Below are 15,698 nucleotides of genomic sequence, written 5' to 3'. Positions count from 1 at the left end.
GGTGGGAGCCGTCTGCCGAGGCGTGGCTGTGCGCCGGGCGGGAGCCGTCTGCCAGGTCGGGCCTGTGCGCCGGGGTGGGCCCTTCGCCGGGCGGGGCGCCGTCGGGGGTGAGCGTCCGCCGCCCGGCCGTGACGCCCCCGGCGGACGGCAGCGGGTTTGGGTACCGATGTGGGGAGATCTCCCCTTCTCGCGGACCGGTCCGCCGACCCACGATGGTGGCCTCGGCGACGAGTTCCGCCGACCGACGGCGGAAGATCGAAGGTTCGGACCATGTGCCTCCACCAACCTCCCCGCCCTCCGGCCGACGCCCAGGATCATGACTCGGCGCGCCTGCCGGCCACCCACCCCGAGCAGGGATGGAGCCCGCGCCGCACCGCAGTGGTGAGCTTCGCCGACCCCGGCGAACTCCTCCCCGGCAGGTGCGCCGTCCCCGCCCCCCGGATCAGTCCCGACCGGTCAGCATGAACGGCTCCACGACGACCGTCGCGCTCCGCTCCCCCGTGAGCGCGGGCTCGCCCCTGAACGCCGGAGCCCCCATGAGCGCCCAGCGACGGCCCGAAGGCCCCGGGCCTCCCACGACCAGCGGGTGGACGTCCTGGCTGCTGCCCTCGGAGCCCGCCTCGGTGCCCAGGGCCCGGCGGCTGACCCTCGTCCAGCTGGCGGCGTGGGCGCTGCACGAGTTCGCCGACGACGCGGAACTGCTCGTCAGCGAGCTGGTCACCAACGCCCTGCAGCACGCGGGCGGACCGATCCGGCTGACGCTCTCCCTGTGCTCCGCCGATCGCGCCGTCCGGTGCGAGGTGGCGGACGAGGACCCCGGGCAGCCCCGGGTGTGCGCCACCGACGGCGATGACGAGAGCGGGCGCGGACTGCATCTGCTGGATCTGCTCTCCCGCTGCTGGGGCTCCACCCGCACGGCGGCGGGCAAGGTCGTCTGGTTCGAGCTCCACGTCCTTCCGGTCGCGCTGAGAGCCGCCCTGCAGAAGCCCGCATGACGTCGTGACGGGAACCGACGGAACATGACGTCGTGATCGAGAACCGGCGAAGGGAGGTGTCATATAGGAGACTTCACGCCTCGTACCCACACAGTGATGCCAACGGCCCGGAGACGGGACGGTGAACGCCCTTACCGCGAACGGTGAACACGCTCACCGCGAACGGTGAACGCCCTCACCGCGAATGGTGAACACGCTCACCACGCCTTCCGTCTCCGGGCTTTACGGGTACCCAGACCCCACTGATCGGGTTTGATCGTCGTCATCCGGCTCGTGTAGCCTGATGATCGCGACGAGTAGCAAACTTTCCGAAATTTCACACTTTTGGCTTGAGGAGGCTGCCGTGGCGGACCGGAAAAGCGATTCCGGTTTACCCGGCACATTGGTGGGCCGCGCCGCCGAACTCGCGGCGCTGACCGCCCACGCGGAGGCCGCCCGCGCCGGGCGGTCCGGTCTGGTGATCCTGTCCGGCCCGGCCGGAATCGGTAAGACCAGCCTGTTGCGTGCCTTCCTCGACAGCGACGCCTGCCGCACGATGACCGTGCTGCACGGCACCTGCGGTGAGGTGGTGGCCGGTGCCGGATACGGCGGGGTGCGCGCCCTCTTCGGCGGCCTCGGGCTCTCCGCCGAGGACGCCCAGGACTCCCCGCTGCTGCGCGGCAGCGCCCGCCGTGCCCTGCCCGCGCTCGACCCCCGCCCGGCCGAGGAGGGGCCGTCCACGGCCGCCACCGTCTACCCGGTGCTGCACGGCCTGTACTGGCTCGCCGCCAACCTGATGGCCCAGGGCCCGCTGCTGCTCGTCCTGGACGATGTGCACTGGTGCGACGAGCGGTCGCTGCGCTGGATCGACTTCCTGCTGCGGCGGGCCGACCAGCTGCCGCTGCTGGTGGTGCTGGCCCAGCGCACCGAGGCGGAACCGGTCGCCCCCACCGCCCTGGCGGACATCCTCGCCCAGCCGCGCTCCTCGGTGATCCGCCTCGACCCGCTGGCCGGCACCGACGTGGCCGAGATGGCCCGGCAGGTCTTCGAGACGCCCGTCGAGCCCTCCTTCGCCGAGCGTGCGACCGCCGTCTGCGGCGGCAACCCCCTCACGGTCACCCGGCTGCTGCGCGAGCTGCGGGCCAAGGGAGTGTCCCCCGACGAGGACGGCATCCGCGAGATCGCCGAGGTCGGGAGTTACGTGGTCGCCCTGTCCGTACGTGCCCTCTTCGACGCCCAGCCCGGCTGGGTCCGGGACGTGGCCACCGCCATCGCGGTGCTCGGCGAGGAGGACCCGGAGCACATCGGCGTGCTGGCCGGGGTGCCCGTCGCCCGCGTCGCGGAGGCCGTGGACCTGCTGCGCGGGGTCGAGGTGATGGCGCCGGACCGGGCGGACCTGGCCCATGACGTGGTGCGCTCGGCGGTGCTGGAGGCCGCCGGGGAGGAGCCGCTGGCCGACCTGCGTGCCCGCGCGGCCCAGTTGCTGAGCGACGCCGGACGGCCCGCCGAGGAGGTCGCCAACCAGGTGCTGCTGGTGCCCGGCACCCCCCAGCCGTGGATGTGCTGGGTGCTGCGGGAGGCCGCCGCCCAGGCCGAGCACCGCGGCGCCCCGGAGGCCGCCGCCCGCTATCTCTACCGGGTTCTGGAGGCGGAGCCGGACAGCCTGTCGGCCCATGTCCCGCTCGCCAAGGCGCTCGCGGAGATCAACCCGGCCGAGGCCATCCGCCTGCTCAGGCGTGCGCTCGGGCTGGCCTCCGATGTCCGTACCAAGGCACCCATCGCCGTGCAGTTCGGCCTGACCTGCCTGACCGTCCAGCAGTCACCGGCCGCCGTACGGGTGCTCAGCGAGGTGCTCGACGAACTCGAGGAGGAGCTGGGGCCCGACCCCGATCCGCGCGACCGCGAGCTGCGCACCCTCGTCCAATCGGCGCTGCTGATCAGCGGATCCGACGAGAAGGCCACGATCAACACGGTCCGGGAGCGCTTCGCGCGGATCCCCGAACCCCCCGGGGACACCCCCGCGCAGCGGCAGCTGCTCGCCATGATGACCGTCCTGTCCGCGATGGAGGGCCGCTCGGTGCGGCGGACGGTGGGACGGGCCCGCCGCGCGCTGCGCTCCTCGGACTCCGGGCTCGACAACTGGTCGCTGGTCTTCTCCGCGTTCACCCTGAGCCTGGCCGACGAGACCGAGGAGGCGCTGGACGCGCTGGACCGCGCGCTGCGCCGGGGCCAGGACAGCTCCGCGGTGTGGTCGTACGTGGTCACCCTGTCCATCCGGGCCCTGCTGCTGCACGGCGTGGGCGCGATCCCCGACGCGCTCGCCGACGCCCAGACCGCCGTCGAGATCATCGGCGGGGAGCGCTGGAACGCCAATGTGACCACGCCCCAGACGGCGCTGGCGACGATCCTGATCGACCGCGGTGAACCGGAGCGGGCCGAGGAACTGCTGGCCTCGGTCACCCGCCCGAACCTGGACGGGTTCGTGCTGGAGTACCACTGGTACCTCATGGCCCGTGCGCGGGCCCGCTGGGCGCTCGGCGACGGTGCCACCGCGCTGCGGCTGTTCCTGGACTGCGGTGCCTCCCTGGACGAGTCCGGGTTCGCCAACCCGGCGTTCGTGCCCTGGTGGGCCGAGGCGGCCTGTGTGCTCGCGGCGGAGAAGCGGGCGGAGGAGGCGCGGGACCTCGTCGAGCACGGCGCTGAGCTGGCCCGCCGCTGGAACACCCCGCGCGCCCTCGGACTCGCCGCGCTCGCCCGCGGCGTGACCACCCCGGGCGAGGAGGGCGTCGCGCTGCTCACCGAGGCGGTCGAGCACTTCTCCGGTTCGCCCGCCCGCGCCGAGCACGCCCGCGCCGAGTTCCTGCTCGGCGGGGCGCTGCTGGACGCCGGCCGGCCGCGCGACGCCCGGGAGCGGTTGCGCTCGGCCGCCGACCTCGCCCAGGGCTGCGGCGCGCTCGCGCTCGCCAGGGACGCCCGCAACCGGCTGGTCGCCGCGGGCGGCCGGATGCGCGAGATCACCGCCTCGCCGGTCGACCTGCTCACCGGCACCGAGCACAAGGTGGCCCAACTGGCCTCGCGCGGAGCGGGCAACCGTGAGATCGCCGAATCGCTGTTCGTCACCGTACGCACCGTGGAGACGCATCTCACCAGCGTCTACCGGAAGCTGAGTGTCAGTCAGCGCGCCGACCTGGCCTCGGTGTTGAGCACCACGAGCCGCCCCGACCCCCAGGCACCGGCGTGGGTCTTCGCCTCACGCGGCAGACGCTGAGGCCGGCGGGAGGCGGTCCGGTGGCCTTTTCGCGCCTCGCCCCCGGCTTATAGTCACACCATGCAGCTCAACGGGCTCCCGTTCCCCGGACGTGAACGAGAGCAGGCCATGCTCGCCCAGGTCGTCGCCGACCTCGGCCGGGACCGTCCCTCGGTGGTGACGGTGCTCGGCGGACCCGGCTACGGACAGAGCCGGCTGCTGCGCCTCACCGCCCGGCTGGCCGAGCACCAGGGCCTGCGCGTGCTGCGCGCCCAGGCGACCCCGACCGAGCGGGACGTGCGCTACGGCGTGGTGGGACAGCTGCTGGCCCCGATGGAGGGACTCACCGACGGCTCGCTGAAGACCCTGACCGGACAAGGGTCCCAGAACCGATTACCGGGACTGGCCGAGTTGCTGCGGACCGCCCGTGAGCGGCCCACGCTGCTGGTCGTCGAGGACGTGGGCTGGCTGGACCCGGACTCGCTGCGCTGGTTCGGGGCGCTCGTGCGGCGGCTGTCCGCCGCCCGGATCACCCTGCTGGTGAGCAGCACCGGCCGGCACCGCCCCGGCTCCTGCCCCCTGGCCTCCTCCGGGCCGCCGCCGGTGCCCGCCGTGGAACTCCGCCTGGCCCCGCTGACCCGGCGCGACGTGGCCGCCACGGTCGCGCTGATCTGCGGCCGCCCCGGTGACAGAGGCTTCGTCACGGCGGCCCTGGAGGCGAGCGCGGGCAACCCGGAGGTGCTGTCCGAGGCGCTGAGCCGCTTCGCCGGAAGCGGATACCCGCCGGTCGCCGGGCGGGTGGCGGAGCTGCGCTCGGTCATCGAGGCCGTCGGCGGCGAACACACCGTCCGGGTGCTGGGCGTGCTGACCGACACGGCCGTATCGGTCGTGCGCGCGCTCGCCGTCTGCGGTGACCTGCTGGACCTGTCCCTGCTGTACGCGCTCGCGGGCCCGCGCGCCACCAGCGAGCCCGGGCTGACCGCCGTCCTGCAGGAGCACGGGCTCGTCACCGAGTCCGGCGCCGGGCTCCGCCTGTGCCGGCCCGGGGCACGCGACTGGATCCTCGCCGGGATGTCCGGTGACGAACGGGCGGAACTGCACGCGCGGGCCGCGGAGTTGGCGTACCGGGCGGCCGTGGCCGACGAGGACATCGCCCGGCTGCTGCTCGCCGCCCGCCCGGTCGGCGAGCCCTGGGTGATCCCCCTGCTGCGCCGCGCCTGCGCCGCCGCGCTGCGCGCGGGCCGGACCGACCAGGCGATCGCCTGCCTCGCGCGGGCGCTGGAGGAGCCGCTGGAACCGGCGCCGCGTGCCGAACTGGGCCTGGAACTCGCCGCCATCGAGGTGCTGTCCGCCCCCGAGGCCGCCGACCGCCGGCTGACGGAGATCATCCGCACCGGCGACGGCCGGTCCGGCCGGCTCCGGGTGCGCGCCGCCGACCTGGGACTCTCCCGCGGCGCCGACAAGGGGCTGCGCCGTGCGGTCGCCGATGTGCTGCCCGCGACCGACGGTGCGGAACGGAGCGCCCTGACGGGGCTGTTCTGGCTCACCGAGACCGAGCGGCAGGACGACACCGACCTGGCCCCGGAGGCGATCCCGCCGCTGCCCGCCGATCCCACCTGCCCGGTACAGGCCGCGGCCCGCGCCTGGCGGCTGGCCCTGCGCGGCGAGGGACTGCCCGCCGCCCGGACGCTGGCCCGGCGCGCCCTCACGGTCGACGGCGGCGCGGGGGCGATGATCCTGCCCCGGATCGTCGCCGTCCGGACCCTGCTGCTGACCGACGACCTGGACGAGGCCGAGGTCCGGCTGGACGTGCTCCACACCGACCTGCGGCGGCGGCACGCCCGCGCGGCCGCCGCCGTGGCCCTGACCGTCCGCAGCGAGCTGAACCTGCGGCGCGGCCGGCTCGACGTGGCCGAACGGGACCTGGCCGCCGCGGAGCGGTCACTGCCCCACCGTCTCTGGCATCCGTACACCGTCCCGTATCTGACGGCCGTGCGGATCGCCATCGCCCTGGAGAACGGCGACACCGCCCAGGCCGGTGAGCTGGCGGACGCGCCCGCCCCCGAGGAGTCGCGGGACGGCGCCTCCTGGGGCCATCTGCTCTTCGCCAGGGCGCTGGTGGCCGTGCGGGACGGCCGGCTGCCCGAGGCGCTGGAGCTGTTCCGCGCCACCGGCAGGTGGCATCTGAGCCGCGGGCGGATCAACCCCGCCCTGATGCCGTGGCGTTCGATGGCCGCCCGGGTCTGCGAGGCCCTGGGGGACCACGAGGAGGCGGGCCGGCTCACCGGTGAGGAGCTCGCGCTGGCCCGGTCCTGGGGCGCCCCCAGCACGATCGGCTGGGCGCAGCTGGGGGTGGGGCGGGTGGCCCGGGAGGGGCGGGCCGACCGGCTCCGCGAGGCGGTGGCCACCCTGCGCGGCACCCCCGCCCGGCTCGCCTACGCGGGGTCCCTGGTCCAGCTGGCCGCGGCCGAACTGGACGCGGGGAACGCGCGGGCCGCGGACCCCCTGGTGGCCGAGCTGTTCACCTTCGTCATCGCCCACCGGTCCGCCAGCCGGCTGGTCGCGCGGGTGCGCGAGCTGTCCGAGCGGACCGGGGCGGCCGCCGTTCGCGGACGTGTTCCGCATCCGGCGTGGGCGACCCTGACCGAGCCCGAGCGGCGCACCGCGGCCCTCGCCGGGCTCGGTCATGGCAACCGCGAGATCGCCGAAACGCTCTCTGTAACCAGACGCACCGTGGAGCTCCGGCTCAGCGGCGCGTACCGAAAGCTGGGGATCGGCGGTCGCGCGGAGCTGATCGCGTTGCTGCGGGCGGCGGAGGGGTGCGGAACGGATGTTGCTTGAGCGGGAGGCCGAGCTGGCGCAGGTCGCGGACGCCCTGCGGGCCGCGGCGGCGGGAGATTCGTCACTGCTGTTGCTGGCCGGTCCCGTGGGCGTCGGCCGGACCGCGTTGCTGCAGCAGCTGCCGGCCCTCGCCGAGGGAGCGGCGCTCCGCGTCCTGCGCGCCAACGCCGCGCCGATGGAACAGGACTTCGCCCTCGGCGTGGTCCGCCAGCTCTTCGACAGCCTGCTGACCGGCGTCCCGGAAGAGCTCCGCGCGGGCCGGCTGAGCGCGGAGAGCGGCCTGTGGCGCACGGTCTTCGGAGACGACGGCCTGCTTCTGGACGAGGCCGGCGGGGCCGTGCCGATGTCCGAGGAGGTGCTGTACGGACTGCGCTCGGTACTGGCCGACGTCAGCGCCGACGGCCCGCTGCTGATCCTCGTGGACGATCTGCAGTGGGCCGACGCCCCGTCGCTGCGCTGGCTCGCCTTCCTCGTCAAACGGCTGCACGGGCTGCGCGCCGTGGTCGTCTGCGCCCTGCGGGACGGCTACCGGCGGCCCGGCGACCCGACGCTGCGGGAGATCGCCGACGCGGCCCGGCGGGTGCTGCGCCCCGCGCCACTGTCGCTGGGCGCCATCAAGGAAGTGATCCACGAGCAGTTCGGCGCACCGGGGGACGAGGAGTTCGCCCGCGTCTGCCACGAGATCTCCGCGGGCAACCCGCTGCTGTTGACGTCGGTGCTGGCGGGCCTGGCCGGCAACGGCCACCGCCCCGTCGCCGAGCAGGTCGAGGAGGCCCGCGCGCAGCGCCCGGCCCAGCTGCGCGAGCGGCTGGCCGGCTCCCTGCGCGCCCAGCCCCGGCCGGTGCGGGCCCTGGCCGCGGCGCTGGCGGTCCTCGGCGACCAGGCGGAACCGGAGCTGCTGGCGCGGCTGGCCGGGCTGGACCCGATCGACTTCCTGGCCGCGCTGCGCGACCTCCACCAGTTGGGGCTGCTGGCCGCGGAGAAGAAGCCGCGTTTCCTGCACCGGGTGGTCCAGGACGCGGTCGAGTCCTCGATGACGGTGGCGGAACGGGAGCGGCTGCACGACGCCGCGGCGGCCCTGCTGTACCACAGGGGACGCCCCGCGGAGCTGGTCGCCGCCCAGCTCATGGCCGTCACCACCTCCGACCACCCGTGGGCGGTGGAGGTGCTGCGGGCCGCGGCGGACACCGCGCTGCGCTGCGGGGCGCCGCGTACCGCCGCCCGCTATCTGCGCCGTGCGCTCCTGGACGGCTCGCTGGCCGGGGAGGGCCGGGCCCGGCTGCTGATCGACCTGGCCACCGCGGAGCGCGGCTTCGACCCGGCCGCCTGCGAACGCCACATCTCCCAGGCCATACCCTTGCTGACCACGGCCCGGCTCCGGGCCGCCGCGGCCTTGCGGATCTCCCCGACCATCGTGGGCCAGGCACCTCCGTCGGTCATCGACCTGCTGCACCAGGTCGCCGAGGACCTCGGCCCCGCGGACGCGCTGGAGGGCACGGCGCGTGATGTGGCGCTGCGGCTCGAGGCGCGGCTGCGGCACGCCGGGCACGAGGATCCGGCGGAGCTGGCCGCGGCGGTGGAACGGCTGACGGAGCTGGGGGCGGAACCGGCACTGGACACCGCCGCCGAGCGTGAGCTGGCGGCGGTGCTGCTCAACGCGGCCATGCTCACCGCCCGCCGGCCCGCGGCCGAGGTCGCCCGGCTGGCCGGCCGCATCCTGGAGCGCGAACCGGCCACCTCCGAACAGGTCCCCTCCCCCCTGCCGCTGGTGGTGATCGGGCTGGTCGCCGCCGATTCGGTACGGGGGATCAGCTCCTGGCTCTCGATGGAGCAGCGGACCCGGCGGCAGGGCGGCACGGTCGTCGAGGCGCTGGCCAACGTCCAGCAGGCCATGGTGCTCAGCGCCCGTGGCCGCGTCGCGCAGGCGCGTGAGTACGCCGAGCGCGCGGTACGGCTGGCCGAGGCGCACTGGCAGGAGGCCGGGGTCGTCTCCACCCTCGCCCTCACCGGGGTGGCCCTGGACCTGGAGGACCTCGCCCTGGCCGAGCGGATCCTGGACGGCCCCGGGCGGCGCCGTTCCTCGAGCCTGGCCCTGACCTCGGCGCTGCAGTTCCTCAAGGCGGCGCAGGACACCCTGCACGGCCGCCGGGCCGGCGCCCTGGAAACCCTGCTGGCCTGCGGCCGGCAGCTGGAGGCCTCGGGCTGGCGCAACCCCGTGCTCTTCGCCTGGCGGCCCTGGGCGGCCACCCTCCAGCAGCGCCTCGGCGACTCCTGCGCGGCCATGGCACTGGCCGAGGAGGAGCTGGTGCGGACCGCGGAGTGGGGCGCCCCGGTGGCGCTCGGCCGCGCACTGCGGCTGAAGGCCGGGCTGCTCGGCGGCGATCAGGGAATGAAACTGCTGCGGGAATCGGTCGATGTGCTGCGCGCCTCGGCCAATGAGCTCGAGCTTGCCCGTGCGCTGCTGCAACTGGGCAAATGGCTGAGACCGGGGGCCGAGGCGGACGCCGTGTTCCGGGAGGCCGCGGCCCTGGCCTCCGCGTGCGGGGCGCCCCGGCTGGTCGAGCGGATCCGCGGGGTGGACGGCAGCGGTGCGGCCGCCGCCCCGCCGGAGGCGTCCCTCACCCGTACCGAGCGCACCGTGGCCTCCCTCGTCGGGCGCGGCCTGACCAACCAGGAGGTCGCCGACGAGCTGGGGGTGGGCTCCCGCGCCATCGAGAAGCATCTGACGAGCGCCTATCGCAAGCTGGGCGTCTCCGGGCGGCGCGAGCTCATCAAGCTGCTTCCTCGCATGGATATGTGAACAGCGCGTTAACGGCGATAATTCGGCGGTAGTTGGCGGGGATTCGTGAACCGACCGTACCGGCCCACCGAAGCGGTGGGGTGCGGACCGAACCTTCGGGGGACCCCACCACGGGATTGGGTGGTGACACCCCTGTTCACGTTGACTTCTGTGCTCGTGGATCCCTAGTCTCAATTATGAAATCAACATTCTGAATTGAATATCGCCATTCGATTCTGAATACTTTGAATTAAGGAAGGGATGGCAGTCCCTTGGCAATGCCCTTACTAGCGGATTCGGCTCGGCCAACCCCCCACGAGCTTGGACACGAGCAGACCGAGTACACGGATCTACTGCGCCAGTTCGACCAGCCAGGGGCGTGCGTCGTCTGTCTCGACCCGTCGCTCACGGTCCAGCAGGCCAACCGGGAGTTCTTCCGGCAGTTCGACGACGCCTCCGCGGACGTGTGCGGGCGTGACTTCTGCGACCTGGTACACCCCAGCGTCCAGCAGGCACTCAAGCGGCAGTTCATCCGGCTCCTCGACGGCTCCCGCCACCGGTTCACCACTCATGTGGTGGCCGTCGGGGCCGCTGGAGCCGCCTTCACCAGCGCGCTGACGGCCGTCGCCGTGCGCGAGGGGAGCGCCCACGTCGCCTCGATCCTGGTGGTGCTGCGCCCTACCGCGGGTGGCGAGGAGGTGGACATGGTCACCCACCGCAAGAAGCTCCTCACCGAGACCGAGGCACGCATCCTGGAGGGCATCGCCGCCGGGCTCTCCACGGTCCCGCTGGCCTCCCGGCTCTACCTCAGCCGGCAGGGCGTGGAGTACCACGTGACACGGCTGCTGCGGAAGCTGCGGGTGCCCAACCGCGCGGCCCTGGTCTCCCGTGCGTACTCCATCGGCGTGCTCAACGTCGGCTGCTGGCCACCCAAGGTCGTCGATGACTTCGTCAAGTGACGCTCCGCGGACGCGGCAACCGCTACGGCCGGCCCGGCTCCGGGCCGGCCGTAGCGCCACACCGCCGCCGCTCAGGTCGGGGCCGGGCCCCGGGACATCCGCAGCAGGTGGAAGGCGGTGAGCGCCACATGGAGCTGGGTGCGCTGCTCACCCGACTCCAGATCGCAGCCGAGCACCCGCTCTATCGAACGCAGCCGCTGGTAGAACGCCTGCCGGGACAGATTCGCGCGCCTGGCGGCCACGGTCTTGTTGCCCGCCGCGTCCAGGAACGTGTGCAGCACCGTCAGCAGATCGGTGCCGTGCCGCTCGTCGTAGTCCACCAGCCGTCCCAACTGCCGCTCCACGAACTCCTGCAGCCGCACATCGCCGCGCAGCGCGTACAGCAGCTGCCGCAGCCCGATGTCCGACAGCTCGTGGAACGGCTTGTCCGGCGTCCCCGGAACGGCGGCGTCCGCGACCCGCGCCGCCTGCTGGAACGACCGGGCGGTCTGTGACAGGTCCGCGACCTCGGAGCCGACACTGATCACCGCCTCCGGACGGGACGCCCGTACGGACCGGCTCAGCCGCTCCACCAGCGGCCGCCAGGGCGTCGCCGCGGGGAGGGCCAGCAGCACCCCGATGTGGTCCCCGGGCACCGCGCCGACCAGCACCGCGGCCCCGGCCGCCGCCAGCTCGTCGGTCAGCCGGTCCTCCAGCTCGGTCGTCTCCCCGGCCCCGGGGCCCGGACTGACCAGCACCACCAGCAGCCGGCGGCCCGCGACCGGCACGCCCAGCGCCTCGGCCCTGGCCCGCGCCTCACCCCGCGACCGGCAGCGCTGCTCCACCAGGTCCCGCAGCAGCGTGCGCTGCGCCCGCCGCTCCCAGCGGGTGTGATGGGTGAGCCGGGCGATGGTCAGGGCCGTGGCGGTGCGCTCCAGGACCATCGCGTCCTCGGGGCCGACCGCCGCACCCCCGGCCGCGTCCGGGAGCATCAGCAGCCGCCCCCATCGCTCGCCCCGGTACTCCACCGCGGTCACCAGCCAGTCCTCCGGACCGCTCAGCCCGGTCCGGTCGGGCGAGGGGGTGGCGCGCGACCGCCGCTCCCAGCCGGCCAGCACCCCCTCCACCCCGGCCCCCGGGGACCCGCAGATCACGGCCTGGTGCACCAGGTTCTCCAGCACCACCGGGCGCCCGCTCAGCTCCGCCGCCATGCCCACCACCTCGTCGGGCCCGGCGCCGCGCAGGGTCAGCGCGGTGAAGGTGTCATGGACGTCCTGGGCCCGGCGCAGGCTCTCCACCTGACTGCCGACGATCAGGGAGTGGAGAACCTGGGTGACCTCCACGAAGTTCACCGTCCGGGAGAGCAGGACGAGCGGGAAGTCCCGGTCCAGACAGGCCCGTACCAGCTCCGACGGCGGCCGGTGGTAGCGCCGCACCAGCTCGATGACCAGCCCGGCCGCGCCGACGTCCGCGAGCTCGTCGACGTACCGGCGCACCAGCGCCGGCTCCTCGGGCAGCGGCATGCCGGTGGTCAGCACCAGCTCCCCGCCCTTGAGGAAGGACGCCGGGTCGAGCAGTTCGGTGATGTGCACCCAGCGGACCGGCCGGGACAGCTGCCCGTGCCCGGACACCACCTCCGGCGCCCCGGCGGCCAGCACCGGGAGCCGCAGCACCTCGCCGAGGCTGAGCGGTGACCGCCCCGGAGCCCGCGGCGGCCCGGCCGGGCGGGACGGCGGCCGGCCGGCAGCGTCGTACGCGGTGCCGCCGGAGCCGTTCATGCCGCCCACTCTGGCAAGCCGGGGGGCCGGGCGCAACCACGCCCCCGCTGGGCGTCTTGACAACGCCGGTACCCGGAGTCGTTGACAGACCGTCCATAGCGATCACCACCCCGCGACACAGTGATCATTGTCCTGACCGGGTCCGTCCCAGCACCCTCGAAGTGTCCGAGCGCATCGCCGACCCGTGGGTGTGGGAGAGAACATGACCAATCTGTCGCCGCAGCTCCGTCAGGCCACTCCGGTGGTCGCCGTCCGCGGAGAGGGCGCCTACGTCGACGGTGAGGACGGGCGGCGATACCTCGACTTCACCGCGGGCATCGGCGTCACCAGCACCGGACACTGCCATCCGCGGGTGGTCGCCGCCGCGCAGGAGCAGGTGGCCACCCTCATCCACGGCCAGTACACGACCGTCATGCACCCACCGCTGCGGCGGCTGGTCGAGAAGCTGGGCGAGGTGCTCCCGGCCGGCCTCGACAGTCTGTTCTTCACCAACTCCGGCAGCGAGGCGGTGGAGGCGGCGCTGCGCCTGGCCCGCCAGGCCACCGGCCGGCCCAATGTCCTGGTCTGTCACGGCGGTTTCCACGGCCGTACCGTCGCGGCCGCCTCCATGACCACCTCCGGGACCCGTTTCCGCTCCGGCTTCTCGCCGCTGATGAGCGGCGTGGTGGTGACCCCGTTCCCCACGGCCTACCGGTACGGCTGGGACGAGGAGACCGCGACCCGGTTCGCCCTGCGCGAGCTGGACTACGTCCTGCAGACCATCACCCCGCCCGACGACACCGCCGCGATCATCGTCGAACCGGTGCTTGGCGAGGGCGGCTACGTACCCGCCACCGAGGGGTTCCTGCGGGGCCTGCGGGAGCGGGCCGACCGCCACGGCTTCCTGCTGATCCTGGACGAGGTGCAGACCGGGGTGGGCCGCACCGGACGGTTCTGGGGCCATGACCACTTCGGCGTCCGCCCCGACATCCTGGTCACCGCCAAGGGGCTGGCCAGCGGCTTCCCGCTGTCCGGCATCGCCGCCTCCGAGGAGCTGATGAGCAAGGCGTGGCCCGGCTCCCAGGGCGGCACCTACGGCGCCAACGCCGTGGCCTGCGCGGCGGCCGTCGCCACCCTCGACGTGGTCCGCGAGGAGAACCTCGTGGCCAACGCCGAGGCCATGGGGGCGCGGCTGCGCCGTGGTCTGGAGGAGGTGGCCGCCAAGACCCCCGCCATCGGCGATGTCCGGGGCCTCGGCCTCATGCTGGCCAGCGAGTTCGTCACCGAGGACGGCGAACCGGACCCGGCGACCGCGGCCCGGGTGCAGCGCGCCGCCGTGGACGAAGGACTGTTGCTGCTCCTGTGCGGGGCCTGGAACCATGTGGTCCGGATGATCCCCGCCCTCGTCGTCGACGAAGCGGCGATCGACGAGGGCCTGCGCGCCTGGTCCGCCGCCGTCAGCGCCGGAACCGCGGACTCCTGACGCGCACCGCACCTGCCCCCGGGAGCCCGATCCGCCCGCCGGTCCGAACCGCTCGGACCGGCGGCGGTCCGATAGGAGATTGCCGCTATGTCCACCCCCTCGTCCCCCTCGTACCCCTCGGCCGCCGAGGTCCTCGCGGCGGTGCCCAAGAAGCTCTACATCGCCGGGTCCTGGTCCGACGCGGCCGGCGGCGGGACCATGCCGGTCGACGACCCGGCCACCGGTGAGGTGCTGTGCGAGGTCGCCGACGCCGCCCCCGCGGACGGGCAGCGCGCCCTGACCGCCGCCGAGGACGCCCAGGAGAAGTGGGCGGCCACCGCGCCCCGCGCCCGCAGCGAGATCCTGCGCCGCGCCTATGAGCTGATCACGGAGCGCGCCGACGCGCTGGCCGCGCTGATGACGGCCGAGATGGGCAAGCCGCTGGCCGAGGCCCGGGGAGAGGCCGCCTACGCCGCGGAGTTCTTCCGCTGGTTCTCCGAGGAGGCCGTGCGCATCGAGGGCGGGTTCTCCACCCTGCCGGACGGCAGGAACCGCATGCTGCTGATGCGCCGCCCGGTCGGCCCCTGTCTGCTCATCACGCCGTGGAACTTCCCGCTGGCGATGGGCACCCGCAAGATCGGCCCGGCGATCGCCGCGGGCTGCACCATGGTGCTCAAGCCCGCCCCGCAGACCCCGCTGTCCAGCCTCGCGCTCGCCGGCATCCTGGAGGAGGCGGGGCTTCCGGCCGGAGTGCTCAACGTGGTCACCACCTCCCGCGCGGGAGAGGTCGTGGAACCGCTGCTGACCGGCGGACACGTCCGCAAGCTGTCCTTCACCGGCTCCACCCAGGTCGGCCGCACCCTGCTGGCCCAGTGCGCGCCCGCGGTGGTCCGCACCTCCATGGAGCTCGGCGGCAACGCCCCCTTCATCGTCTTCGAGGACGCCGACCTCGACGCCGCGGTCGAGGGCGCCATGACCGCCAAGATGCGCAACATGGGCGAGGCGTGCACGGCGGCCAACCGCTTCTTCGTCCACTCCTCCGTCGCGGCCGAGTTCGCCGACCGGCTGGCCCGCCGCATGGGCGCGCTGGAGGTCGGCCCCGGCAGCCGCCCCGGTGTCGACGTCGGGCCGCTCATCGACCGGGCCGGCCGTACCAAGGTCGAGGAGCTTGTCGCGGACGCCGTGGCACGCGGCGCCGAGGTCCTGGTCTGCGGCAGCACCCCCGAGGGCCCCGGCTGCTTCTACCCGCCCACGGTGCTCACCGGGGTCTCCCCGGCGAGCCGGCTGATGGAGACCGAGATCTTCGGACCGGTCGCGGCCGTGCTCACCTTCGACGACGAGGACGAGGTCGTCGCCACCGCCAACAGCACCGAATGGGGCCTGGTGGGCTACGTCTTCACCCAGGACCTGAACCGCTCGCTGCGGGTGAGCGAGCGGCTGGAGGTCGGCATGGTCGGCCTCAACACCGGGCTGGTCTCCAACCCCGCGGCCCCCTTCGGCGGGGTCAAACAGTCCGGGCTCGGACGCGAGGGCGGCCGGGTCGGCATCGACGAGTTCCTGGAGTACAAGTACGTCGCGGTGCCGGTCTGAGCCGCCGTCCGCCACCCCGCCGGACACCCGGGCGCTGCCGCGGTCGGCCGTCCGTCGAGGGCCACGTGCCCGGCCCCGGCCGCCGCCGGGGCGCACGCGATGGCCATGGC

General features: G+C 74.1%; 9 protein-coding genes. 8 read left to right on the top strand and 1 reads right to left on the bottom strand.

Features of this window, described 5'->3' with window-relative positions; genetic code table 11:
* Window positions 1-270 precede the first annotated feature (270 nt).
* The 6 genes from AXW62_RS46170 (at window position 271) to AXW62_RS28275 (ending at window position 10,800) form a co-directional block, all read left to right on the top strand.
* A complete protein-coding gene (locus AXW62_RS46170; protein WP_079115839.1) occupies window positions 271-465 on the top strand; it encodes a DUF5999 family protein in 195 nt (64 codons plus the stop codon).
* 71 nt (window positions 466-536) lie between these two features.
* Window positions 537-995: an ATP-binding protein gene (locus AXW62_RS28295; protein WP_169808181.1), complete on the top strand. Its 459-nt coding sequence runs from the start codon at window positions 537-539 to the stop codon at window positions 993-995.
* A 343-nt stretch (window positions 996-1,338) separates the two neighbouring features.
* Entirely contained in the window at window positions 1,339-4,242 is a 2,904-nt protein-coding gene (locus tag AXW62_RS28290; RefSeq protein ID WP_060947013.1) for a helix-turn-helix transcriptional regulator, read from the top strand.
* Window positions 4,243-4,302: 60 nt separating this feature from the next.
* Complete coding sequence (locus tag AXW62_RS28285) at window positions 4,303-7,062, top strand: AAA family ATPase (protein ID WP_063817671.1); 2,760 nt, start codon at window positions 4,303-4,305, stop codon at window positions 7,060-7,062.
* Window positions 7,052-9,862: an ATP-binding protein gene (locus AXW62_RS28280; protein ID WP_060947011.1), complete on the top strand. Its 2,811-nt coding sequence runs from the start codon at window positions 7,052-7,054 to the stop codon at window positions 9,860-9,862. Before AXW62_RS28285 ends, AXW62_RS28280 begins: the two co-directional genes overlap by 11 nt.
* Before the next feature lie 251 nt (window positions 9,863-10,113).
* Window positions 10,114-10,800, top strand: coding sequence for a helix-turn-helix transcriptional regulator (locus AXW62_RS28275; protein WP_079105713.1), 687 nt, complete (start codon window positions 10,114-10,116; stop codon window positions 10,798-10,800).
* Between the two features lie 71 nt (window positions 10,801-10,871).
* Here the strand turns inward: AXW62_RS28275 and AXW62_RS28270 are convergent, their stop codons facing one another.
* Window positions 10,872-12,557 carry a PucR family transcriptional regulator gene (locus AXW62_RS28270; RefSeq protein WP_060947010.1) on the bottom strand — a complete coding sequence of 562 codons (1,686 nt, stop codon included), beginning with the start codon at window positions 12,555-12,557 and terminating at the stop codon, window positions 10,872-10,874.
* A 202-nt stretch (window positions 12,558-12,759) separates the two neighbouring features.
* Here AXW62_RS28270 and AXW62_RS28265 point away from each other — a divergent pair, with 202 nt between their 5' ends.
* Together AXW62_RS28265 and AXW62_RS28260 are read left to right on the top strand one after the other, a co-directional pair.
* Window positions 12,760-14,019, top strand: coding sequence for an aspartate aminotransferase family protein (locus tag AXW62_RS28265; protein ID WP_060947009.1), 1,260 nt, complete (start codon window positions 12,760-12,762; stop codon window positions 14,017-14,019).
* 87 nt (window positions 14,020-14,106) lie between these two features.
* Window positions 14,107-15,588, top strand: coding sequence for an NAD-dependent succinate-semialdehyde dehydrogenase (locus AXW62_RS28260; RefSeq protein WP_060947008.1), 1,482 nt, complete (start codon window positions 14,107-14,109; stop codon window positions 15,586-15,588).
* The last annotated feature ends 110 nt before the right edge of the window (window positions 15,589-15,698 follow it).

The organism is Streptomyces hygroscopicus subsp. hygroscopicus (assembly GCF_001553455.1).
Classification (GTDB): Bacteria; Actinomycetota; Actinomycetes; order Streptomycetales; family Streptomycetaceae; genus Streptomyces; species Streptomyces hygroscopicus.
Note: the sequence above shows the minus strand (reverse complement) of the source record. Positions and strands in the feature narration are given on the sequence as shown.